This window comes from Arthrobacter silvisoli, assembly GCF_003369445.1.
GTDB lineage: Bacteria > Actinomycetota > Actinomycetes > Actinomycetales > Micrococcaceae > Arthrobacter > Arthrobacter silvisoli.
The window spans coordinates 26195-48035 of record NZ_QRCU01000074.1; the positions used below are offsets into that span (position 1 = coordinate 26195).

Consider the following 21841-nt stretch of genomic DNA (forward strand, 5'->3'; position numbering starts at 1 on the left):
ATGCAGGCAGGCACGCTCGCCGGCGGCGACGTTCTGGAACTGACGTCCCGCATTGTGGTCTCTGGTGTCGATCGCGCACACGTTACGTGGGATGTGGACCGCGACCTGGACGGCGACCTGCCCGCGCAGGTGGTAGCGCGGGCTGGCATCAAGCAGGCAACGGGCAAGATCATCTGGGCCGAGGCGCCGGACCTCACCGATAGGGCTGTGAACCCATGGAACAAGAACGGCCAGTGGTTGCCCTCCCGCGGCGAGATCGTCACGATCTACGCCGGCGACGGCGTCACCGAGTGGCCCCAGTTCCAGGGCGTGATCGACGAGACAAAGGGCGACGTCGGCGGCTCGGTGGAGTCCACCATTGTGGACTACATCGACTACCTCAACAATGCTGTCTCTCACGAGACCGTGCTGCGCCTTCACCCGCCCAAGACCGAGGGCGGCACCTTCATGGGCGTCGGCATGACTCCGGCCTATGCGGTGGACCGTGCGGCTCGTGCGTGCGGTTTCTACGCCACCCCGGGGATCGAACCCGGGGCAGTGCTCTCCGTGCCCTGCCAGACGTCGATGTGGCCCGAATGGGGCGTCCTGACCGAAGCTGACGCGTATGCGGGCAGCAGCGCCACCCACGCCGAGAACCACCGGGCGTCGTGGGGCTGGTGCGTCGGGGACTTCACATGCACCTACACCCCGCAGGGCAGCATGGCCCGCACGGACCCGATCCAGCTGACGGCCCGGATCAGCACCGAGCACAACGGCAACTTCACGCTGAACGCCTGGTTCGGGACCACGAAGGTGCAGCTCGCCGTCACTGGCTCCCGGACCGCAATCGCCCGACTCGATAGCACCGACGTCGTCACCCTCGCGATCGAGTCCGACTACACGATCGTGACCCTGCTCGTGAAAGCAGGAACGTGGACTCTCAAGACGAACGGCGGCGCCACCGCCTCCGCATCACAGTCGATCCCCGGCGGCGCCTCGCTCTCGTCCATCACCACCACCGGCGACAACAACGCGAGGGTGGCGGCCCTGCAGGTGAGCAAGCCCCCGACGGGCTCCGAGTACCGCTCACTCGGACACGTCGGAAGCTTCTATCAGGAAACATCGCTCTTCTCCGGACTCATGGACGTCCTACCCTCCTACGTGGACGTCCCGGCCGTGGACAAGATGACCGAGATCTCGAAGGCCACCCTCGCCCCGTTCTGGTTCAACGAGATCGGCCAACTTCGATTCATCGGCTCCGACGTCCTCCGCGCCCAGGCATCATCCCAGACCGTCACCACCTTGGATGACATTTCCTCGCTCGCGTGGGAAGACACCCGGCTGGGCATGCGCTCGCGGGTGCGGGTGAAGTACCGGTTTCCCGGGCTGAACCGCAGCCGCTACAGCAACGTGCTGCTGTGGCAGGGTACAGGCGAAACGATGGAGTCCAACCAGGACAAGGACCTCTTCGCGGAGGCCGAAAGCGATGTGGACTGGGCCGAGATCGACCACGGGGCAGTGTCGTCGGACGGCGGGCTGACCGCGTTCAACCAAGGCCGCGGTACGTGGATGGGCGGAGTCCTCGAAGACTCCGCGGGCAACTGGTCCGATGCCAGTGCCTACATCACTGCCGGCATCTCGACGATCGACGAGCGCACGAGGCTGCTCACGCTCTCGACGAGCACGCTTCCGTCCGGTAAGAAGTTCGCCCAGGTCACCGCTGACTCGACCAGCTACTTCCCGCGCTTCCGGGGAATGGACCTGCCCGTGCTGCGCGGCCGGGCCCGGGTGAAGTGGATCGACAAGACCTACACTTCGACGATCACCGGGCCTTATGGCTTCGCAGAGTTGGAGCACGACGCCGGCCCTTGGGGAGTGCAAACCACCGGCGTCCTGGTCCAGCAGCGGATCGCGGACTTCATCGCGGGGCAGGTCACCCAGCCGGCCCCGACGATCACCGGGATGCGCGTCGCCTACGACCCGCGCCGCCAGCTCGGCGACGTGATCACCATCAGCTCACCCGGGCTCATGGGCGTGACCATCACGGCCTTGATCGTCGGTATCCGCAACAGCGGCGGCGACAGCTTCACTCAGTCCCTCACGGTGAGGATCATCAGCGCCACGAGCCTCTACACCTCCTACTCGGAGTACAACGAGGCACTGCCCGCGGCCCCGCTGACCTACGCCAACTGGCAAGCACTGGGACCGCTGCCGCAAACCTACCTCGCATTCAACGACGCATAGCGTCACCCACCCCCAACCGGAAGGCCCCGACAAACGTCGGGGCCTTCCCCGTTCCACCATGGGAGGCAATCCACCTTGACCACCTACACCACCCCGCACAGCCTGCCCCTCATCGAACCGGCAACTGATCCGATCAAGGACGCCGCATCGGTCTCGGCGCTCGCGGACGACATGAACGCCCTGGCGGCCGCTGTGAATGCTGCACTCGAATCGGTGAAGGCAATGGCGTCCCCGTTCAAGGGAACGATCGCCGACGGCGAGAACCTGGGTACCTACTACGGCTCGGCATACGACGGGTATTGGGCGGTCACCAGCGACACGAAGGCGGCCACACTGGTCGACGCCCCGCCGAACGCCAAGGCCGGTGACATCCACGTCTACCGGATCGGCTCCACAGCCTCGAACCAGCTCTACAGCGAGTACGGGGCAACGGGCCGCGTGATGTTCTCCTCGGCGACGTCAACGGGACGCCTGCGCCCCTGGGTGAACCTCGCCGCGAACATCGATCACGGGCTGTACCCGGACACCTTGTACCCGACGTTCAACGACATCACGGTCTCCTCCCGGTTCACGGTGTGGTCCGGCTCCGCGGCCACCAGCTACGGCGCACCCTCGGCCAACACCGGAACGGTCACGACGATTATCTTCGGGAATGCGGGCTGGCAGGAGTGGCGCACAACCACCACCGGCGGCGCCGGCCCCCAGACATGGGTGCGCGGCAAGAGCTCCACCGGGTGGGGCCCCTTCTACCTGACGTCGGTACCGCCGGACGCCGCCGTGCCGCCGACGCCGGCCGGAAACAGGATTGTCCCGGTTTCGGTAACCCGTGGCTGGGGCGGCGGCACGACCACAGGTTCGGGCTTCTCCAAGTACTTGCAGACCCTCCCGCCAAGGGCACGCCGGGCCCGCGTCGTCGTCCGCAACATGGATCCGAGGTACACCGTCGCCGACTCGGCGGCGGCAACCCTGTCCACGGTCTGCCTCGGTCTCTCCTCCGGGGTCTCGAGTAGCGCCCAGACCGGCGTGGTCACAGTGGCCACGGGCGCCAGCACCGGCACGAACGGCTACTTCTCGCCGTGGGTCGATGCCTCGGCTTTCGCTGGGAAGGACGTCATCGTCGGGATTGACTGGTCCTCGGCCGGCACGGTGCAGACCAACATCGGTACGGGCTGGACTGGGTCCGGGACCGGCGCGGCCTCCACGAGTGCGAACGGCAGCGCATCGGGAACGTTGCCGTTCCACGTCTATGTGGAGGTCGAGGTCCCGGCGAGCGTCCCGGTCATCGCAGTGTGGGGAGACTCGATTTCCTGCGGCGTTGGCGCGACGCGCCAGGTGTACGACTCCTGGGTGAACCAGTTCTGCAGGGCGATCGGCGCCGCGGCAGTGCACTTCGCACACTCTGGCGACACCATGGACGGCTCCTGGGAGTCCACCAGCGTGAAGTGGAAGGAGTACGGCGCCAACTACCAGGCCGCCGATGTAGTCTTCGCCGCGATGGGCTCCAATGACGACTTCGGCGGCGCGGACCTCGCGACCATGCAAGCCCGCTTCCTCGCGGCCCTGCCATCCCTGAAACGGTACGTCTCGCCGAACGTGATCGCCGTGACCATCACCCCGCGTGATGGAGTCACGGGCGCGATGGAAGATGTCCGCCGCGCCTACAACGCTTGGCTGCCCACCCAGGATGTGCGCCAGGTCCTGCCGTTCGCAGCGACAATCTCAAGCGACGACGAGACCATCAACGCCGGATACAACAGCGACGGCATCCACCTCAACACCGCCGGCTACGCTGCGCTCGCCGGGGTGATCCCGCACGGGATTGTCACGTGGCCGGTCACCGTGGACAACTCCGTCGGCCGGCGGGCGCTCGTGTGGGACGAGGCGAACAAGCGGCAGCAGATGATCTATGGCGACACCGGCGCCCGGGACATCACCGCGGACTTCGACCCTGCCAACACAGACGGCGGCGGAAATGTGTGGCTGTCCAGGACGGACAACATGGTGCACCTGCACATGCATAACCGCACCCTGGACGCGACGAACAACGTCTACACCTTGCTCGACGGTTTCAAGCCTGACAGGAACACGCTGATCAACGCGCCGCTGTACCCGAGCAACGCCGGGAACCGCATGAACATCAACGCCTCCAGCGGCCTAGTGCAGATTTTCGGACAATCGACCGCCGCGGTGTCCTACTTCCGGGTGAGCTGGCGCACGGCAGACGCCTGGCCAGCCTCCCTGCCCGGAATCGCGGACGGTTCGCTGCCTAGCTAGGCCTGCTGAAGTGGGACGGCCAAGCCAAGTCGAATCGTTCTCACGCCCCGACCGGGGCCCATTCCACGTACCCAGAGAGGGGTAGCCAATGCCGCTGAAACTCGATAATCGCTGGGGTTGTCGAGCCTCATGAGTGAACAAGTCATCCTCGCCATCATCGCCGGCGTCGTTGCGGTCCTAGTCGCATATCTGGAGAAGATCCGGCGTGACGCCCGGGACTCGAAAACCGACTCGGCAGCAGCCCGCCAGCTCTCCCACGAAGTCCACGAATCGATGAACAACCGATCCGACGACAAGGGAAAACCGATCCCGCTCTCAGACCGGCTCGACCAGGTAGCAACCAAGGACGACATCGCAGCGCTCGCGGCCGCCGTCAAGGATCACGGAAGCAAACTGATCGACCAGCGCAGGGACATCCTCGGGATCCGCGAGGACGCCGCAGCCACCCGCGAGGAGATCGGCCAGCTGCACGGCCAAGACAGGGCGCTGCGCGCCGAGCTCGCCGAGCAGGGCCGGCAAGTGGCTGACCTTCACTCTCGCTACGGGAACGGCAGACGCCGTCAATAACAACACCCCACCCAAACCCCCAGGCGCTCGCCGGGGGCTTTCTCATATTCAAGGAGAACTCACCATGGGTAAGACACTTGAGCAGTTCATCAAGGACGCGAACGGCCGCCGGATCGTGATCACCGGCATGAGCACCGCGGAATGCGTCGCCCTGTTCTGGGCCTTCAACCGCGAGGTCGGAACCGCGGAGACCTACAGCGCCCGCGGTGCCTGCAACCTCTGGACCACCGAGGGCGGCGACCCTTACATCTGGGAGACCTACGATCGCGTCACCACCGGTTACCGGCGCGGCGACTTCCTCGTCTGGTCCGGCAAGGAAGGCGCCTACCCTAACGGCGGCTTCGGCCACATCGCGGCGCTCCTGAAACTGTACGGCGACGGCACCGGGGACTTCCTGTCCCAGAACCCTGGCGCGACGTCTGTCCGGCGCCTGTCCCTATCGGGCGTCATGGGCGCACTTCGGTACAAGGGGATCGCAGTGAAGCCAACTTCGACCCCGGCACCCAGGCCGCCGGCGAAGCCCAAGACGTCCCTGCTGCTGCCCGCGGCCGCGGCCTCGTGGAACGTCTACCCGGTCGGCAAGGCGCCCGTCCGGGGTAACCAGGTGGGCACGCTCGCGCCGGCCCGCTTCGGCGGCCTCCGATACACCATCAAGGGATGGCCCCAGAAGAACGTCGCCCTGATCGATACGCGCGACTTCGGCCGAGTCAAGATCTACGTCGGCCCGGAAACCGGCGCCGTCATCAGCTGATGCGCGCTCTCGCCGCTGCGGCGGCCGTCTGCTTCCTCGCAGCGGCCGCCGCACTCGCCACCTACGCCGCCAGCCTCATCGGCATGACGGCAGACACCCTCGATCTCATCTCAAGGAGCTCATGATGCTTACCTCATTTCTGCGCACCATCGTCCCGGCCCTCTGGGGCTCCTTCGTCGGCTGGCTGCTCGGACTGCTGCCCATCCTGGAGCCGCTGCGGCCGCAGCTGATCGAATACTCAACCCCGCTGACGGCCATCGTTGGCGCGGTCATCATCGCTGCATGGTACGCCCTCTGGCGATGGCTGGAACCCCTCTTGCCTGTCTGGCTTGTCCGTGCCGTCCTCGGCTCCGCGAAGGCCCCTGTGTACCCGAGCAAGGCCATCGCTGAAACCATCGACGCCGAGGGCGTACAGACCTACCGCCCGAGCGTCAAGACCCCGGGCCCGGACCACCGAGCCTGAAACGAGTAGCGCCCCCGGCCATCATCATGATGACCGGGGGCGCTTTGTCGTTGCCGGTTTCAGCTAGTCGGCGTGACGTTGCCAAAGCTCCATGCAGAAACATCCCGGAGGCACACCCGGAGGGCGCTGAGTTCGAACCAGGTGTTGCCGAATTCCACAAGGGCCTTTTCGAAGTGGATGTATTCCCTGTGGTAGCCGATGCGCTCTTCCTTGCTGGTGTTATCTCGGTGCTCCGCTTCGAGACGTTTCTGAGTCTCCGCAACAGTCCGAAGGTGGTCCGCCATGACAGAGCTGGCCGGTTCGATCTGTGCGATCTGGGCTTCGGCCCACCTGTTCCTGGTGACAGCGATGCCTGAGATCAGCTTCCCGTGGACCACCAGGGTAAAGCCGGCGCTGGCGTCGTCGTCGTCACCGTTGATCCCGAAGACCAGGTCCAACGCCATGTCAAGTGAAGAATCAGTATCGAACCTCAGCTGCTCGGAATATCGAGCGCGTGCTGCCTTTGCCTCCGGGTCGTCGTACTCGATCATGTCTGCTCCTGTTCGGTTGTCGTGGCAGCCTGCGCCGCGGCGCCGACCTTCTGGTAGAACTCGTTGGCAAGCTTGGCAATCCGGGCTGCGTCGAGCTGCTGCCCGCCGTTGCGGGGCGTCACCGTGGCCATGACATGCGGCTGCCCATCAACACCGACAGAGACCTGCACGAGCCAACGCTGCCCCCAAGTCATCAGGGATGCCCCGGTGCGGAAGGAGACCATCTTGGTGAAGGGCGACGGCTCGACCTTCTTGTAAGGGCCGGACTCTACAACCTGCATGACGGCGCCGAAGACGCCTTCCACGGTGCCAGGCACCGCAATATCGAACTTCTGCTGAGAATTGGCATTCATAGCCAAAGCCCCCCATCTCATCGGACTGCGTCTTGCGGCAACGGAGAGCCGCATGTCCCACATCGTAGCGGGCGCTCGCGGGGACCGATTCCGGTGGCCTATCTGGTGGCCTAAGTTCTGGATAACCTGTTCCAACGGGGGTCAATGCGAGGGGCGAAAATCCCGGATTCTTGCGGAAGTGGCTGACCGGTTTCGTGCTGGTCCGCCCAGATCGGAAACTTAAAATCCGCAAAGTCAGGGTTCGAGTCCCTGCTGGGGCACTACCGCCGCGGCCCGTTCTGCGCCCCCGCGCTCCACCGGGATTCCGCAAAATTCACACACTATTCTCAAGCCCGGAACAGGATTCCCCACAGGCAACGAGTGTTATAGGGATGTGACCTGATTCACTTATCTTCCCGGTCTGATTGCACTAGTTTGAGTCGTATTCAGGACTACCTGATCTATCGCATCAAAGGCAGTTCGCACCTTTCGATCGAGGAGACAAACATATGTTTGACCTTTCCCACGCGGCTCCGCGTGCAGCCAAGCTCACAGTGCTTGGCATCGGCGTCGCGTTCCTGGCTACGGCCTGCGGTGGTTCGCCAGCGCCCAGCGCGTCGTCGTCCAGCGCGCCGGCAGCCGGAGGTATCTCCTGCCCTGCACCGAGCGCAAGCGCGAGCGCAGGCAGCAGCGAGGCCCCCTCCACGGGGCCGGTACCGCCGTCGACCACCACGACCGATGTCCCCCTGAAGCTGGGGTCCCTGTTGCCGACGACCGGCAACCTGGCTTTCCTCGGCCCACCTGAAATCGCCGGTGTGAACCTCGCCGTCAAGGAAGTGAACGCCGCGGGCGGCGTGCTCGGCAAGCCGGTCCAGGTGACCCACCGCGACTCCGGCGACACCAAGACCGACACCGCCACCCAGTCCGCCACCGCGCTGCTGGCAGGCGGGGCGCAGGCCATTGTCGGTGCCGCGTCCTCCTCCGTGTCGAAGACCGTGATCAACCAGATCACCGGCGCCGGCGTCATCCAGTTCTCGCCAGCGAACACCTCCCCGGACTTCACCACCTGGGACGACAAGGGCCTCTACTGGCGCACCGCTCCGTCGGACGTCCTGCAGGGCAAGGTCCTCGGCAACTACATCGCCACCTGTGGCGCCCAGACCGTTGGCATGATCGTGCTTAACGACGCTTACGGAACCGGCCTGCAGAAGTACGTGAAGGAATCCTTCGAGGGCGCAGGCGGCAAGGTCGTCTCCGAAGAGCTGTACAACACGGGCGACTCCCAGTTCCAGGCCCAGGTGGACAAGGTGGTGGCAGCGAAGCCGGATGCGATCGTGCTGATCACCTTCGACGAAGCGAAGTCCATCATCCCGCTGCTGGCGGCCAAGGGCATCCCCGGAAAGCAGCTGTTCCTGGTGGACGGCAACACCTCCGATTACAGCAAGGTCTTCAAGGCCGGCACCATGACCGGAGCCCACGGCACCTTCCCGGGTACCTTCACGAAGGACGCCTTCAAGAAGTCGCTCCTGACGGTGGACCCGAAGCTGAAGGACTTCACCTACGGTGGCGAGTCCTATGACGCCGTGAACCTGATCGCGCTGGCTTCCGAAGCAGCCAAGAGCACCAAGGGCGTGGACATCGCCAAGAAGCTCAAGGAAGTCTCCGAAGGCGGCGAGAAGTGCTTCGACTACGCTTCCTGCGTGACCCTGCTGCGCAACGGGAAGGACATCGACTACGACGGCAAGTCCGGTCCGGTCACCTTCTCCGACGCCGGCGACCCCACGGAAGCCTACATCGGTATCTACGAGTACAAGGATGACAACACCTTGAGCCCGGTCCAGGAAGAGTTCGGCAAGCTGTAAGCCGGCCCCTCCAGCCACAAAGGAAGCCCCGGAGCGAACGCTCCGGGGCTTCCTTTGTGTGGTCTCGGGTTGGTGTGGTCTTCGGGTTGGCCCTACTGGCCCTCGCCCTCCACGGTGTCCGCGAGGGTGCCCAGGTACAGCTGGATGACCTTGGGGTCCTTCATGAGCTCCCTGCCGGTTCCGGTGTACGCGTCCTTGCCCTGGTCCAGGACGTAGCCGCGGTCGCAGATCTGCAGGCAGCGGCGGGCGTTCTGTTCGACCATGATCACGGACACGCCTGCCCGGTTGATTTCGTGGACCCGCAGGAACGTCTCGTCCTGCTTGACCGGGGAGAGGCCTGCCGAGGGTTCGTCGAGCAGCAGCACGGCCGGATCCATCATCAGGGCCCGTCCCATGGCCACCATCTGGCGTTCACCGCCTGAGAGCGAGCCCGCACGCTGGGCACGGCGCCGGCCGAGCTCAGGGAAAAGCTCGGTGACGAACTCGAAGCGCTCCGCGAAGGCCTTGGGCCGCTGGAACAGGCCCATCTGGAGGTTCTCCTCGATGGTCAGCGCCGCGAACACGTTGTTGGTCTGCGGCACGAAGCCCAGGCCCTGGGCAACCAGTTTGTTGGCCTTGAGCCCCGTGAGGTCCTTGCCGTGCACCACCACCGAACCCGAGTGCACCTTCACCAGGCCGAACATGGCCTTGAGCAGGGTCGACTTGCCGGCGCCGTTCGGCCCGATGATGCCGATCAGTTCGCCCTTGCGGGCCTCGATACTGCAGCCGTTGAGGATGTTGACGCCGGGCAGGTAGCCTGCCACCAGGTCCGTGACCTTGACGACGGCCTCCCCGGCAGGCTTGCTGCTTGCAGCCGGCATGGCGCTGGTGGCGCTCATCTGCCTTCCTCCTCTTCCAGATGGGCTTCGACGGCCTCCGGCGCGATGATGCCGGCGTCCTCCGTGCCCACGATCGATTCTTCGTCCGCTTCGAGTTCGGCCTCGAGCTCCCGGATGCCTTGTGCGTCGCCGAGGTCGACGTCGTGGTGGGCGCCCAGGTAGGCATCAATCACTGCGGGGTCCTTCATGACTTCGCCGGGCGGGCCTTCGGCGACGATCCGCCCTTCGGCCATTACCACGACCCAGTCGGCGATGTGCCGCACCATGTTCATGTCGTGCTCGACGAACAGGACGGTCATGCCTTCGGCCTTGAGGTTTTTGATGTGGTCCAGGAGGGACTGTGTGAGCGCCGGGTTGACGCCGGCCATGGGTTCATCCAGCATCACCAGCTTGGGCTGCACCATCAGGGAGCGGGCCATTTCCAGCAGTTTCCGCTGGCCGCCGGACAGGGACGCCGCGTAGTCGTCCTTCTTGGCATCCAGCTTGAACTTCTCCAGCAGCACGTCGGCCTGCTTGGTGATCTCCCGTTCCCGGCCGCCCCAGATGTTCTTGAACAGGGCCTTGGACAGCCGTTCGCCCGGCTGCTGTGCCGCTCCCAGCCGCATGTTCTCCATGACGGTCAGCTTGCCCATCACCTTGGTCAGCTGGAAGGTGCGCACCATGCCCATGCGTGCCAACTTGTAGGAGGAGACGCCGGCGATGTCTTTGCCTTCGAAGGTCCACGCCCCGGAATGGGGGGTGTCGAAGCCTGTCAGCAGGTTGAACAGGGTGGTCTTGCCGGCGCCGTTCGGGCCGATCAGTGCGGTGATTTTGTGTCGCGGAATTTCGAGGTGTTCGACGTCGACGGCGCTGATGCCGCCGAAGTTCCGGGTGACGTTGTCTGCCACCAAGATCGGGTCCCGCTTCTTGCAGCCCGGGAGGTTTTCGCCGACGGCGATTGCCCGGGAATCTGTCATGTAGTCGATGTTCCCTGGGTTCTGATCGTTGGTCTCGCTCATGCGAACGCCAGCTCCTTTTTGTTACCGAAGACGCCCTGCGGCCTGAAGATCATCAGGAGCATCAGGGCGAGGCCCACCAGGATGAAGCGCAACTGGCCGGCCTGGACGATCGAGAGGAAAGTGATCGCACCGGACTCGATGAGTCCTGCGAGCAGGTTTTGGGTCAACGACAGCACCACCCAGAAGATCATGGCGCCGACAATCGGGCCCAGCACCGTGGACATGCCGCCAAGGAGCAGCACCGTCCACAGGAAAAAGGTGAGCTCAGTTGCGTAGTTGGCCGGCTGCACCGATCCGCGGGGGAGGGTGAACAGGAGCCCGGCCAAGGCGCCGAGGATGCCGCCGATCACCAGGGCTTGCATCTTGTAGGCGTAGACGTTCTTGCCCAGGGAGCGGACGGCGTTCTCATCCTCGCGGATACCCTTGAGCACGCGGCCCCAGGGGCTGCGCATCAGGAGCCAGACGAGGACAGCGCACAGGATCACGATGGTCCAGCTGACGATGCGGACGTAGAACTCCCGGTTGCTCCACCCGAAGATGTAGGTTCCGGCCGGGAAGGGGTTGAAGGAATCGAATTCCCGCTGGAAAGAAGACAGACCATCCGCGGAGCCGGTCACCCGGAACAAGGTATTGGTGGTGACGATGTACCGGATGATTTCAGCCGCGGCGATGGTGACGATGGCCAGGTAGTCGGCGCGCAGGCGCAGGGTGGGAACGCCGAGCAGGAGCCCGAAGGTGACTGAGCAGAGCAACGCGATCAGGAACCCGACCACGAACGGAACCTTGAAGGTGAGCGTCGAAATGGCGAAGCCGTAGGCGCCCACCGCCATGAAACCGGCCTGGCCGAAGTTCAGCAGGCCCGAGTAGCCGAAGTGGACGGCGAGGCCAAGCGCGGCAAGGGCGTAGGCCGCCGTCGTCGGGGTGACGATTTCGCCGAGGGCGAGAGAGAGGATGTTTCCGAAATCCATTGCTTGCTCCTAACCCACACGCTCACGCCGGCCGAGGATGCCCTGCGGACGGAAGAGAAGGACCACGATCATGACGACGAGTGCGCCGACGTACTTCAGGTCCGGTGGCAGCACGAGGCTGGTCAGTTCGATGAAGATGCCGACAACCAATGACCCGACCAGGGCGCCGAACACGGTGCCGAGGCCGCCGAGGGTCACGCCGGCAAAGATGGCAAGCAGGATCTGCGTTCCCATGTCCCAGGTGACGCCGGGACGGTAGTACGCCCAGAGGATGCCGCCCAAGGCGGCCAGGAACCCGCCGACCACCCAGACAACCCGGATGACGCGGTCCACGTCAATGCCCGAGGCGGCGGCCAGTGCCGGGTTGTCCGCCACGGCGCGCGTGGCCTTCCCGAGCCGGGTCTTGAGCAGGAGCAGGCCGAGGCCCGCGATCACCACGGCGGAGATCAACAGGGACCAGAGCGTGTTCGGCGAGACCGAAATCGGCCCGAGCTGCACGTCCGTGACCTGCGAACCGGGGAGCTGCTGGGTGTCGCCGCCGAAGAAGAACTGGAAAACGTACCGGGCAGCCAGGGCCAGGCCGATCGAGACGATCATCATCGGCACCAGGCCGGTGCCGCGGCGCCGCAGCGGACGCCAGAGTCCGGCGTCCTGGATGTACCCGAAGGCGGCTCCCACGACAAGGGCCAGCGCGATCGCCAGCCAGACGGGCAGCCCCCAGGCGTTGAAGGCGAAGACACCGAGGGCGCCGATGGTCACCATCTCGCCGTGGGCGAAGTTGGTCAGGCCGGTCGTTCCGAAGATCAAGGACAAGCCCACCGACGCCAGGGCCAGGAGCATGCCGAAGCTCACCCCGGCCACGAGGCGGTTGAGCAGGTCCTGCCCGAAGTCCTGGCCTTGGACCACGATGCCCTTGCCGAAGGCGAAGATCACCGACAGATTGGACGTCTGGCTGAAGGAAACGTCCCGCGGGTTCTGCTGGCCTTCGGCGAGCTTGATGCCGTTCGGCAGGGTGGAGGTATCCAGTTCAACGGTGTAGGTGCCCTTGGACGGCACCGGGATGGTCCACGAGCCGTTGGCGCCCGATGTCGCCGTGCCTTCGAAATTGTTGCCTCTGGCCGTGATCCGGACGCCGGGGATCGGCGCGCGGGCGTCGTCGCGGAGGAAGCCGCTGATGCTGTTTTGGAAACCTTGTTGAGCGGGCGACGGCGAAGGCGAAGGGGTGACTGCCTGCGCGGCGGGTGCTGCCAGCAGCAGTGCTGCCACGAGGATCGCGAAAAGCGCCCCCACGACGTGCCGCAGTCCCGCATACGGTCTCTTGGACCGCTTTCTGCTTGTGCTTCTCAAGATGGAGAACCTTCCACATTGGGGGTGGTCCCGGTGCGCCATTGCAGCCGGAGCGAACGGTCATGGGCCAGGCGCACAGCTTCCGTAGCCTCCGCTGTGTGACATGCATCACCCATGCGTGCTTATGCTACCGCCGAGCGAGCGCGAATAATGCTGTGCGCGGGGGCTCCGGAGGTCGCGATCAGATAACAACTGTGAAGTCCAAGGCAACAATATGTTCAGCGTGGCTAAAGGAAATCCGCCAAGTGCCGGGGTGTTCCTAAACTGTGGCGGCAAGTGGAACTTTCCCGGTCCGCCGTGCGTAGGACTTGGTAGCGTGAATTATCACTTCGCCCCTATTCAGGAGGACAACCCACCATGGCACTCGGCGGCAACCCGATCTTCAACGGAAAGAACTTCCGTGGGGCCACGCAGGCACCGCCTGTTCCTGCGAATCCTTACGGCCAAAGCCCCTACGCCCAGAACCCCTATGGCCAGAATCCGTACGCCCAGAACCCCTATGGCCAGAACCCCTATGGCCAGCCGGGCTGGCAGGCCCAGCAGCCGGGCTTGAGCAGCGAGCAGCTCGAGCAGATGTACCAGCGGCCGGCCGCCGGTCCGGTCGAAACCGGCCGCATGACGTTCGACGACGTGATCATCAAGACCGCGGCCTGCCTCGCCGTGGTGGTCCTCGGCGCGGCTGTGACGCTGTTTGTGCCGATGGGCACCGCCAGCCTGTTGATGATTGTGGGCGCGCTCGGCGGCTTTGTCCTGGCCATGGTCAATACTTTCAAGAAGCAGCCCTCGCCGGCCCTGATCCTCTCCTACGCGGGCCTCGAAGGCCTGTTCCTGGGTGGGCTCACCCGGATCCTGGACGGCTTGTTCCCGGGCGTCGGACTGCAGGCCGTCATAGGAACCCTCGCGGTGACCGGTGTGACTCTCCTGCTCTTCAAGAGCGGCAAGGTGCGCGCCACCCCGAAGGCAATGCGTTTCTTCATGATCGCCCTGATCGGCTACGCCGTCTTTGCCCTCATCAACATGGTGATGATGTTGACGGGTGCCGTCACCGAGCCCTTCGGCCTGCGCACGAGCGTAGAGATCGCGGGCATTCCGCTGGGCGTCATCATCGGCCTCCTGGCCATTGGCCTGGCCGCGTTCTCGTTGATCATGGACTTCACCAGCATCGAGGAAGGCGTCCGCGCCGGCGCCCCGGAACGGTACTCCTGGATGGCTGCCTTCGGCCTGACCGTCACCCTCGTGTGGCTGTACGTCGAAATCATCCGCCTGTTGGCGATCCTGCGCGGCGACGACTAGCCACAGCAACAAGCAAGGAGAGAGGGCCCCGTTTCGGCGGGGCCCTCTCTTCTTGCGTCTCAGCTGAGCCGTTCGAACACCACGGCCATGCCCTGCCCGCCGCCAACGCACAAGGTGGCCAGGCCGAAGGTGCCGTCGCGTTCCTGCAGGCCGTTGAGCAGGGTGTTGGTCATCCGGGCCCCGGTCATGCCGAACGGGTGGCCCAGGGCGATCGCGCCGCCGTGGACGTTAAGCTTCTCCGGATCGATGCCCAGTTCGCGGGCGCTGGCCACCACTTGCACGGCGAAGGCTTCGTTGAGTTCCACCAAGTCGATGTCCGCCATGGTCAGCCCGGCCAGGTCCAGGGCACGTCTGCTGGATTCCACCGGGCCCATGCCCATGATCTCGGGGGAGAGGGCGCTGGCCGCGGTGGAGACGATCCGCGCGAGCGGTGTCAGGCCGAGTTCGCGCGCGCGGGAGCTGCTCATGACGACGACGGCGGCCGCGCCGTCGTTCAGCGGGCACGCGTTCCCGGCGGTGACGGTGCCCTCCCGGCGGAACACCGGCTCCAGGGCGCTGACGCCCTCCAATGTCACACCTGGCCGGGGCGAGTCGTCCCGCTCCACCGTGGTGCCGTCCTTGCGGGTGTATGGGGTGATTTCGCGCTCGAAGAAGCCCGAGGCGATCGCGGCTTCGGCCCGGTTCTGGCTGAGCACACCCCATTCGTCCTGTTCCCTGCGGCTGATCCCGTAGGTGGTGGCAACATTCTCCGCCGTTTGGCCCATGGCGATGTAGATGTCCGGCAGGCGGTCCCCGAGCCTTGGGTCCGTCCATGGAGTGTTCGACGCCGCCCGGGCCGCCGTGCGCTGCTTGGCCGCCTCGAAGCGCGGGTTGTGCGCGCCGGCATCGCTCTCTCCGGCGCCGGCCCAGTTCTGGTACCGCGACACGGACTCCACGCCGCCGGCGAGGAAGGCATGGCCCTCCCCGGCCCGGATCGCGTGGAAGGCCATCCGCAGGGTCTGCAGGCTGGAGGCGCAGAAGCGGTTGACCGTGACGGCGGGGACGTAGTCGAGTCCGCACAGCACGGACACCACGCGGGCCATGTTCGAGCCGGCTTCGCCGCTGGGTTCCGCGCACCCCAAATAGAGGTCGTCCAATCCGGGCCCGGGGCCCGCGCCGGCGTCGAACGCCGGGATCTTGCCCAGCGCCGCCGTGACCATGGCGGCGGCCAGGTCGTCCGGACGCTCGTCCTTGAGGGAGCCTTTGAAGGCCCGGCCGATCGGGCTGCGGGCCATGGACACGATGACAGCCTCAGTCATGGGCCCAGCTTACGCCCGCGCCAAGTCCGCGGACCGTGCCCGCTCAGGCCAGCCGGGAAGCCCCGGCGGCCGGGGTGACCGTAAAGATGTCCGGCGCGGTGTAACCGGCCTCCGCGAAGGAGCGCTCGACGGCGTCGCGCACCTGCTGCTCCAGCCCCGCCGGGGTCAGGGCGATCGCGGAGCCGCCGAAACCGCCGCCGGTCATCCGCGCGCCGATGGCGCCGTTGGTGCGCGCCGTATCGACAGCGAGGTCGAGTTCCGGGCAGGAGATCTCGAAGTCGTCGCGCATCGAAACGTGGCTCGCGTCCAGGAGCCCGCCGATGCTGCCCGCGCCTCCTGCCGCCAGCTGCTCCACTGTCTCAAGCACGCGCGCGTTCTCCGTGACCACATGCCGGACCCGGCGGAACGTCACGTCGTCGAGGACCCGGGCGGCGTCGTCGAGCTGTTCCACCGCGAGGTCGCGCAGTGCCGGGACGCCCATGAGCCGGGCGCCCAGCTCACAGGACGCGCGGCGCGAGGCGTAACCGCCGTCGGCGTGGGAATGCGACACCTTCGTATCGATGACCAGCAGGACCAGGCCCGCGGCTTCGGCGTCGAACGGGACCAACTGCACGCTCTGGTCCCGGCAGTCCAGGAACACCGCCTTGCCTTTGCTGCCGCGCAGGGACGCGGACTGGTCCATGATGCCGGTCGGTGCGCCGACAAAGCCGTTCTCGCCCTGCTGGGTGGCCAGCACCATGTCCTCGGCGGCCAGCCCCGCGCCGGTGAGTTCGTTCAGGGCGCTGATGACCGCGCATTCGATGGCGTGCGAGGAGGACAGGCCGGCACCCAGCGGAACATCCGAATCGAGGAGCAGCTCGAATCCCGGGACCGTGATATTCCGCTGCTGCAGGGCCCAGGCGACGCCCAAGGGGTACTTGCTCCACCCCTTGCCGGACCCGGGAGTGAGCTCCGCCAGGTCTGCTTCCACGACGCCCTGCTCGCCGTAGGTGGACAGCAGGCGCACGGTGGAATCATCGCGCAGCCGGATGGCTACCTTCGCAGTTTTGTCGATCGCGAAAGGCAGCACGAAGCCTTCGTTGTAGTCGGTGTGTTCGCCGATCAGGTTCACGCGCCCCGGTGCCTGCCAGACGCCGTCGGGCACTGTCCCGAAAGCCTCTTCGAAGCGGGCGGCGAGTCCGTTGTGGAGCTGCCCGCCGGTGTGGTCAGCTGCCCGGGTGCGGGTCATGCGCGTGCTCCTTCCTGAAGAGTGTCCTTGGCCGGGAGGGTGCCGTTGAGGGCGGGGCTGGCAACTGCCCTCAGCCTTTCGGCCACGGCTTCGGGGGTGGTGTCGTTGATGAAGGCTCCCATGGCCGCCTCGGAGCCGGCGAGGAACTTCAGCTTGTCCGCGGCGCGGCGGGGCGATGTCAGCTGCAGGTGCAGCCGTCCGGAGTCGCGCAGCGCGGGTTCCAGGGGTGCCTGATACCAGGCCGAGATGTAGGGCGTGGGCGTGGGGTAGAGCCGGTCCAAGCGCTTGAGCAGCTCCAGGTACACCACGGCCAGTTCATCGCGCTCGGCGCCGTTCAGGGCGGCCAGGTCCGGAACGTGCCGGTGCGGGACCAGGTGGATCTCCAGGGGCCAGCGCGCTGCGAAAGGGACGTATGCGCTGAAGTGCTCCGCCGCCAGGACCATGCGGCTGCCGTCGCTGCGTTCCGCACCCAGGATGGATTCGGCCAGGGTTTCCTTGCCGCCGCTCCGTTCGAAGTGGACAGCTGCTGCGGAGGCCAGGACCCCGGCGCGCGGGGTGATGTAGGGGTAGGCGTAGATCTGACCGTGCGGGTGGTGCAGGGTGACGCCGATCTCTGCGCCCCGGTTTTCGAAGGGGAAGACCTGCTTGATGCCGGGCAGGGCGCTCAGGGCCTCAGTGCGCTGTGCCCAGGCCTCGATCACGGTGCGGGCGCGCTGTTCGCTCAGCTCGCCGAAGGAACCGGTGTGCTGGGGCGTGAAGGAGACCACTTCGCAGCGGCCGTAGGCGGGAGCGCTGTACCCCCAGCCGTTGTGTCCGTCGGGCTCTGGCAGCTTTCCCGTGGCCGGGCCAAGCGAGGGAAAGCGGTTTTCGAAGACCACCACGTCGTAGTCCGGCGCCGGGATCTCCGAGGGGTTGTCCGGTGTGGTGGGGCAGATGGGGCATTGGTCTGCCGGTGGCAGGTGTGTGCGGCTCTGGCGGTGGGCGGCGACGGCCACCCAGTCTCCGCTCAGGGCGTCGAAGCGGACTTCGCCCGGCTCGGCGCGCGGCGGAAGGCTGCGGTGGTCCACCAAGGAGGCGGGGTCCCGCGGCGGAGTGCCGGCGTCGTCGAAATACATCAGCTCCCGGCCGTCGGCGAGGAAAGTGCTGCTAAGGCGAGTCATGTCACAATCATTCCACAACTAACCAAAAGTGCAAATAAATTAACAAAACATCACATCTGCCGATGCAGTACGGTTATGCCATGCCTACCGAGATCGCCGGTGAAAAGACCGAATCCCGCCGCTTTGCCAGCGGCCGCCAGTACGAGATCCGCCGGGGCGACGCGCTCGCCGTCGTTACCGAGCTGGCTGCCGGCCTGCGCCTCTTCAGCCGCGGCGGCGTGCAGCTGACCGAAAGCTACAACGACGACGAACTCCCGCCCGGCGCCACCGGCATCACCCTTGCGCCCTGGGCCAACCGCGTCGAAGACGGCGTCTGGTACCTGGACGGCGCCAAGCAGCAGCTCGACATCACCGAGGTGAGCCGCAACAACGCCAGCCACGGCCTGCTGCGGAACGCGGCGTACGCCTTGGTGGACGAAGACGAATTCTCGGTCACCTTGGAAGCCGTGATCTTCCCGCAGCACGGCTACCCCTTCCTGGCCCGGCACCGGGTGCGCTACGAGATCGACGCCGACCTCGCCTTGCGCGTCTCGCAGACCCTCATCAACGATTCACGCGCCGCGGCTCCGTTCGTGCTTGGCGCCCACCCGTACTTGCGCCTCGGCGACACCGCCCCGGAGGAACTGCTCCTGACTGTCCGGGCGGCCACCCGCCTGGTCGCGGACGAGCGGCTCATCCCGCGCGGCACCGCGCCCGCGGACGGCGTCTACGCGCTGGGTGGCGGGGCCGCCGTCGCGGACCTGGACATCGACGTCGCCTACACGGACCTGGAGTTCGACGGCGGCACGGCCCGCCACGTGCTCAGCGCCCCGGACGGGCGAAGCGTCACCTTGGAACAGGACGGGAACTGCGGCTATGTGCACGTCTTCGTGACCGGCAATTTCCCGGGGCGCAGCAAAGCGGTGGCGATCGAACCCATGACCGGCCCCGCGAATGCCTTCAACACGGGCGAGGGACTCCGCTGGCTGGAGCCCGGTGCCTCCTTCACCATGCGGTGGGGCATTTCGGCGGCGCTCTGAGTGCAATTCCACCCGGGCCCGGCGGTTTCCCATCCGGGCCAGGCTGCGGAATTATGGGGGCATGACGCCCACACCAGACGCCGCCCCCGCCTCGCCGCCTGCGCATCCCGTGGCGGTTCCGCCCCGGCTTTCCGAGCACGAGATTGCCCAGGACATTCCCTACGGCGTGCGGATCGCGGCAGCCTGGGCCTGGCGGGTCGGGCTGATCCTGCTGGTGGGCGGGGCATTCATCTGGCTCCTGTCCAAGGTCAGCTTCCTTATCATCCCGCTGATGGTCGCCTCCTTGCTGGCCGGCCTGCTGCACCCGGTCACCGCATGGCTGCGCAAGGGCATGCCGAAGGGCCTCGCCGTGGCCATCACGGTGCTGGGCTTCATCGGCCTGATCGCCGGCGCACTCGCGCTCGTGGGCCGGCAGCTCGCCACCGGCTTCGGCGAACTGTGGCAGCAGGCGCTGACCGGCATCCAGCAGGTCCAGTCCTGGCTCGCCGACGGGCCGTTGCACATCACCGCCGACCAGATCGACAAATACATCGAGGACGGCGTCAACGCGCTGCAGAACAACAGCAGCAGCATCCTCAGCGGGGCGCTGTCCTTCGGCAGCACGGCTGGCCACTTTGCGGCGGGGCTGGTCCTGGCGCTGTTCATCCTGATCTTCTTCCTGCTGGAAGGCTCACGGATCTGGAGCTTCCTGGTGCGGCTGCTGCCCAAGCGGGCCCGCGCAGCCACCGACGGTGCCGGACGCCGCGGCTGGGCCTCGATGGTCAGCTACGTGCGCATCCAGATGTTCGTGGCCTTCGTGGACGCAGTGGGCATCGGTGCCGGTGCCGCGATCATCGGGGTTCCGCTGGCCCTGCCACTGGGTGTGCTGGTGTTCATCGCCTCCTTCATCCCCGTGGTGGGTGCCCTCCTCACCGGCGCGATCGCCGTGCTGCTGGCCCTCGTGGCGAACGGCTGGGTCAACGCACTGGTCATGCTCGGCATCGTGCTGCTGGTCCAGCAACTCGAAAGCCACATCCTCCAGCCGGTCGTCATGGGCAAGGCCGTGTCCCTGCATCCGGTGGCCGTCATCCTCTCCGTTGCCGCCGGTTCCTACCTCGCGGGGATCCCCGGCGCGCTCTTCGCCGTGCCCCTGCTGGCCGTAGCAAATACGGCGGTACGCTATATTGCCGCCCGGACGTGGGAACATGATGAAGGACTGTCCGCCGCCTACAAGGAGGCCGGAGCCGAGGTGGAGGATCCCGACCAGGACCCCACCATCAAGGACACCCGGCCTGCCGGCCTGCGCCCTGCGCACGGCGGCAAGCAGTCACCGGGCGGCAGCGTTGCCCCCACCCATGAAACGGCCGTCCGGCCAGGCCACGGCCAGGACCCGGCAGCCGAGACCGACAAAGGAGAGTAATCCGTGAACACCCTCGAAACCCTGCCCGTCACCCTGGACGATGTCCTTAAGGCGCAGGAGCTGCTCGAGGGCATTATTACCAAGACGCCGATCGAAACGTCGCGGGCGCTTGGCGCCATGGTGGGCGGCGAAGTGTTCTTCAAGTGCGAGAACCTGCAGCGCGCCGGCTCCTTCAAGGTCCGCGGCGCCTACGTCCGCATGGCCCGCCTTTCTGCCGAGGAGAAGGCCCGCGGCGTCGTGGCCGCTTCGGCCGGCAACCACGCCCAGGGCGTGGCCGTCGCCGCCAAGAGCCTGGGCATCAAGGCCCGTATCTACATGCCCCTCGGTGTCGCCCTGCCCAAGCTTGCCGCAACCCGCAGCCACGGCGCCGAAGTGGTGCTCCACGGCCACAACGTCGATGAGGCGCTCGCCGAGGCCCAGCGCTACGCCGACGAAAGCGGCGCGGTGTTCGTGCACCCCTTCGACAACGTCGACGTCGTGGCCGGCCAGGGCACCATCGGCCTGGAGATCCTGGAACAGGTTCCCGACGTCGACACCGTCCTGATGGGCGTCGGCGGCGGCGGGCTGTTGGCCGGCGTCGCGGTGGCCATCAAGGCCAAGGCCAAGGAACTCGGCCGCGAGATCCGGATCATCGGCGTCCAGGCCGAAAACGCGGCGGCCTACCCGCCCTCCCTCGCCGCCGATGCCTTGGTGCCGCTCAAGAAGGTGTCAACCATGGCGGACGGCATCGCCGTCGGACGTCCCGGACAGCTGCCCTTCAGCATCATCCGCGAACTGGTGGACGACGTCGTCACCGTCAGTGAGGACTCCCTCGCCCGGGCGCTGATCTTCCTGCTCGAACGCGCCAAGATGGTCGTGGAGCCGGCAGGTGCGGTCGGCGTGGCCGCGCTCATGGACGGCACCATCGAAAACCCCGGCAAGGTGGCCGTGGTGCTCTCCGGCGGCAACATCGACCCCATGCTTATGCTCAAGGTGATCCAGCGCGGCCTCTCGGCGGCCGGGCGCTTCATGACCGTGCGCATGATGCTCGACGACCGTCCGGGTTCGCTGGCCACCATCGCCCGGATCATCGCCGAAAACGACGCCAACGTTACGGGCCTGGACCACACCCGCGTGGGCGGCGCCATCAGCATGGGTGACGTCTCGATCACCATCAACCTGGAAACCAAGGGCCACGAGCACAGCAAGCAGGTGCTCGAAGCGCTCCGCGCCGAAGGCTTCCAGCCGATCGTGGTTCACTGACGGGGCCGG

20 protein-coding genes are annotated in these 21841 nt (G+C 66.2%); 11 read left to right on the forward strand and 9 right to left on the reverse strand.

All coding sequences use genetic code 11. The features are described 5' to 3' along the window. The 6 genes from DWV11_RS16675 (at position 1) to DWV11_RS16695 (ending at position 6278) form a co-directional block, all read left to right on the forward strand. Positions 1 to 2223 carry a hypothetical protein gene (locus DWV11_RS16675; protein WP_115790044.1) on the forward strand — a complete coding sequence of 741 codons (2223 nt, stop codon included), beginning with the start codon at positions 1 to 3 and terminating at the stop codon, positions 2221 to 2223. Positions 2224 to 2298: 75 nt separating this feature from the next. Then, positions 2299 to 4497: an SGNH/GDSL hydrolase family protein gene (locus tag DWV11_RS16680; protein ID WP_115790045.1), complete on the forward strand. Its 2199-nt coding sequence runs from the start codon at positions 2299 to 2301 to the stop codon at positions 4495 to 4497. 129 nt (positions 4498 to 4626) lie between these two features. After that, entirely contained in the window at positions 4627 to 5064 is a 438-nt protein-coding gene (locus tag DWV11_RS16685) for a hypothetical protein (protein ID WP_115790046.1), read from the forward strand. A 64-nt stretch (positions 5065 to 5128) separates the two neighbouring features. After that, positions 5129 to 5815, forward strand: coding sequence for a hypothetical protein (locus DWV11_RS16690; RefSeq protein WP_115790047.1), 687 nt, complete (start codon positions 5129 to 5131; stop codon positions 5813 to 5815). Further along, positions 5815 to 5940 (forward strand): hypothetical protein, encoded by a 126-nt coding sequence (locus tag DWV11_RS20505; RefSeq protein WP_281269633.1) that lies wholly within the window; start codon positions 5815 to 5817, stop codon positions 5938 to 5940. The genes DWV11_RS16690 and DWV11_RS20505 overlap by 1 nt, the downstream gene beginning before the upstream one ends. Beyond that, positions 5940 to 6278: a hypothetical protein gene (locus DWV11_RS16695; protein ID WP_210725775.1), complete on the forward strand. Its 339-nt coding sequence runs from the start codon at positions 5940 to 5942 to the stop codon at positions 6276 to 6278. Before DWV11_RS20505 ends, DWV11_RS16695 begins: the two co-directional genes overlap by 1 nt. Before the next feature lie 59 nt (positions 6279 to 6337). Here the strand turns inward: DWV11_RS16695 and DWV11_RS16700 are convergent, their stop codons facing one another. Both DWV11_RS16700 and DWV11_RS16705 read right to left on the reverse strand, forming a co-directional pair. Further along, complete coding sequence (locus tag DWV11_RS16700) at positions 6338 to 6808, reverse strand: hypothetical protein (RefSeq protein ID WP_115790048.1); 471 nt, start codon at positions 6806 to 6808, stop codon at positions 6338 to 6340. Next, a complete protein-coding gene (locus DWV11_RS16705) occupies positions 6805 to 7161 on the reverse strand; it encodes a hypothetical protein (protein ID WP_115790049.1) in 357 nt (118 codons plus the stop codon). The genes DWV11_RS16700 and DWV11_RS16705 overlap by 4 nt, the downstream gene beginning before the upstream one ends. A 488-nt stretch (positions 7162 to 7649) precedes the next feature. Between DWV11_RS16705 and DWV11_RS16710 the strand changes: the two genes are divergently transcribed. Further along, complete coding sequence (locus tag DWV11_RS16710) at positions 7650 to 9002, forward strand: ABC transporter substrate-binding protein (RefSeq protein ID WP_115790050.1); 1353 nt, start codon at positions 7650 to 7652, stop codon at positions 9000 to 9002. A 92-nt stretch (positions 9003 to 9094) separates the two neighbouring features. Here the strand turns inward: DWV11_RS16710 and DWV11_RS16715 are convergent, their stop codons facing one another. Genes DWV11_RS16715 through DWV11_RS16730 form a run of 4 tightly spaced genes read right to left on the reverse strand, consistent with a single transcriptional unit; the run spans position 9095 to position 13136 of the window. Then, entirely contained in the window at positions 9095 to 9880 is a 786-nt protein-coding gene (locus DWV11_RS16715; protein ID WP_115790051.1) for an ABC transporter ATP-binding protein, read from the reverse strand. Next, positions 9877 to 10878, reverse strand: a complete 1002-nt coding sequence (locus DWV11_RS16720) for an ABC transporter ATP-binding protein (protein WP_115790052.1) — start codon at positions 10876 to 10878, stop codon at positions 9877 to 9879. The genes DWV11_RS16715 and DWV11_RS16720 overlap by 4 nt, the downstream gene beginning before the upstream one ends. Beyond that, on the reverse strand, positions 10875 to 11846 hold the full coding sequence (locus tag DWV11_RS16725; RefSeq protein WP_115790053.1) for a branched-chain amino acid ABC transporter permease: 972 nt from the start codon (positions 11844 to 11846) through the stop codon (positions 10875 to 10877). The genes DWV11_RS16720 and DWV11_RS16725 overlap by 4 nt, the downstream gene beginning before the upstream one ends. A gap of 9 nt (positions 11847 to 11855) precedes the next feature. After that, a complete protein-coding gene (locus DWV11_RS16730) occupies positions 11856 to 13136 on the reverse strand; it encodes a branched-chain amino acid ABC transporter permease (RefSeq protein ID WP_115790054.1) in 1281 nt (426 codons plus the stop codon). Between the two features lie 414 nt (positions 13137 to 13550). Between DWV11_RS16730 and DWV11_RS16735 the strand changes: the two genes are divergently transcribed. After that, positions 13551 to 14486: a Bax inhibitor-1/YccA family protein gene (locus DWV11_RS16735; RefSeq protein ID WP_115790055.1), complete on the forward strand. Its 936-nt coding sequence runs from the start codon at positions 13551 to 13553 to the stop codon at positions 14484 to 14486. A 59-nt stretch (positions 14487 to 14545) separates the two neighbouring features. On the opposite strand, the gene DWV11_RS16740 is transcribed toward DWV11_RS16735, so the two are convergent. From DWV11_RS16740 to galT, 3 genes are read right to left on the reverse strand one after another with little or no spacing between them, the layout of a single operon-like run. Continuing rightward, on the reverse strand, positions 14546 to 15784 hold the full coding sequence (locus tag DWV11_RS16740) for an acetyl-CoA C-acetyltransferase (protein ID WP_115790056.1): 1239 nt from the start codon (positions 15782 to 15784) through the stop codon (positions 14546 to 14548). A gap of 43 nt (positions 15785 to 15827) precedes the next feature. Then, positions 15828 to 17012, reverse strand: coding sequence for a galactokinase (gene galK, locus DWV11_RS16745; RefSeq protein ID WP_115790057.1), 1185 nt, complete (start codon positions 17010 to 17012; stop codon positions 15828 to 15830). Further along, the gene (galT, locus tag DWV11_RS16750; RefSeq protein ID WP_115790058.1) at positions 17009 to 18172 is read right to left on the reverse strand and encodes a galactose-1-phosphate uridylyltransferase; all 1164 of its coding nucleotides are present in this window, start codon (positions 18170 to 18172) and stop codon (positions 17009 to 17011) included. Before galT ends, galK begins: the two co-directional genes overlap by 4 nt. 80 nt (positions 18173 to 18252) lie before the next feature. On the opposite strand from galT, the gene DWV11_RS16755 reads away from it, so the two are divergent. The 3 genes from DWV11_RS16755 (at position 18253) to ilvA (ending at position 21832) form a co-directional block, all read left to right on the forward strand. Beyond that, positions 18253 to 19191 carry an aldose 1-epimerase family protein gene (locus DWV11_RS16755; protein ID WP_245953741.1) on the forward strand — a complete coding sequence of 313 codons (939 nt, stop codon included), beginning with the start codon at positions 18253 to 18255 and terminating at the stop codon, positions 19189 to 19191. Positions 19192 to 19252: 61 nt separating this feature from the next. Further along, on the forward strand, positions 19253 to 20590 hold the full coding sequence (locus tag DWV11_RS16760) for an AI-2E family transporter (protein ID WP_115790060.1): 1338 nt from the start codon (positions 19253 to 19255) through the stop codon (positions 20588 to 20590). Positions 20591 to 20593: 3 nt separating this feature from the next. Next, positions 20594 to 21832, forward strand: coding sequence for a threonine ammonia-lyase (gene ilvA / locus DWV11_RS16765; RefSeq protein ID WP_115790061.1), 1239 nt, complete (start codon positions 20594 to 20596; stop codon positions 21830 to 21832). The last annotated feature ends 9 nt before the right edge of the window (positions 21833 to 21841 follow it).

Bases quoted from the DNA above. Each gene is read 5' to 3' on its own strand.
- galK (WP_115790057.1), bottom strand. From the start codon at position 17,012: ATGACCCGCACCCGGGCAGCTGACCACACCGGCGGGCAGCTCCACAAC.
- DWV11_RS16685 (WP_115790046.1), top strand. From the start codon at position 4,627: ATGAGTGAACAAGTCATCCTCGCCATCATCGCCGGCGTCGTTGCGGTC.
- DWV11_RS16710 (WP_115790050.1), top strand. From the start codon at position 7,650: ATGTTTGACCTTTCCCACGCGGCTCCGCGTGCAGCCAAGCTCACAGTG.
- DWV11_RS16715 (WP_115790051.1), bottom strand. From the start codon at position 9,880: ATGAGCGCCACCAGCGCCATGCCGGCTGCAAGCAGCAAGCCTGCCGGG.
- DWV11_RS16725 (WP_115790053.1), bottom strand. From the start codon at position 11,846: ATGGATTTCGGAAACATCCTCTCTCTCGCCCTCGGCGAAATCGTCACC.
- DWV11_RS16720 (WP_115790052.1), bottom strand. From the start codon at position 10,878: ATGAGCGAGACCAACGATCAGAACCCAGGGAACATCGACTACATGACA.
- DWV11_RS16740 (WP_115790056.1), bottom strand. From the start codon at position 15,784: ATGACTGAGGCTGTCATCGTGTCCATGGCCCGCAGCCCGATCGGCCGG.
- DWV11_RS16705 (WP_115790049.1), bottom strand. From the start codon at position 7,161: ATGAATGCCAATTCTCAGCAGAAGTTCGATATTGCGGTGCCTGGCACC.
- DWV11_RS16675 (WP_115790044.1), top strand. From the start codon at position 1: ATGCAGGCAGGCACGCTCGCCGGCGGCGACGTTCTGGAACTGACGTCC.
- DWV11_RS16755 (WP_245953741.1), top strand. From the start codon at position 18,253: ATGCCTACCGAGATCGCCGGTGAAAAGACCGAATCCCGCCGCTTTGCC.
- DWV11_RS16760 (WP_115790060.1), top strand. From the start codon at position 19,253: ATGACGCCCACACCAGACGCCGCCCCCGCCTCGCCGCCTGCGCATCCC.
- galT (WP_115790058.1), bottom strand. From the start codon at position 18,172: ATGACTCGCCTTAGCAGCACTTTCCTCGCCGACGGCCGGGAGCTGATG.
- DWV11_RS16695 (WP_210725775.1), top strand. From the start codon at position 5,940: ATGCTTACCTCATTTCTGCGCACCATCGTCCCGGCCCTCTGGGGCTCC.
- DWV11_RS16690 (WP_115790047.1), top strand. From the start codon at position 5,129: ATGGGTAAGACACTTGAGCAGTTCATCAAGGACGCGAACGGCCGCCGG.
- DWV11_RS20505 (WP_281269633.1), top strand. From the start codon at position 5,815: ATGCGCGCTCTCGCCGCTGCGGCGGCCGTCTGCTTCCTCGCAGCGGCC.
- DWV11_RS16700 (WP_115790048.1), bottom strand. From the start codon at position 6,808: ATGATCGAGTACGACGACCCGGAGGCAAAGGCAGCACGCGCTCGATAT.
- DWV11_RS16735 (WP_115790055.1), top strand. From the start codon at position 13,551: ATGGCACTCGGCGGCAACCCGATCTTCAACGGAAAGAACTTCCGTGGG.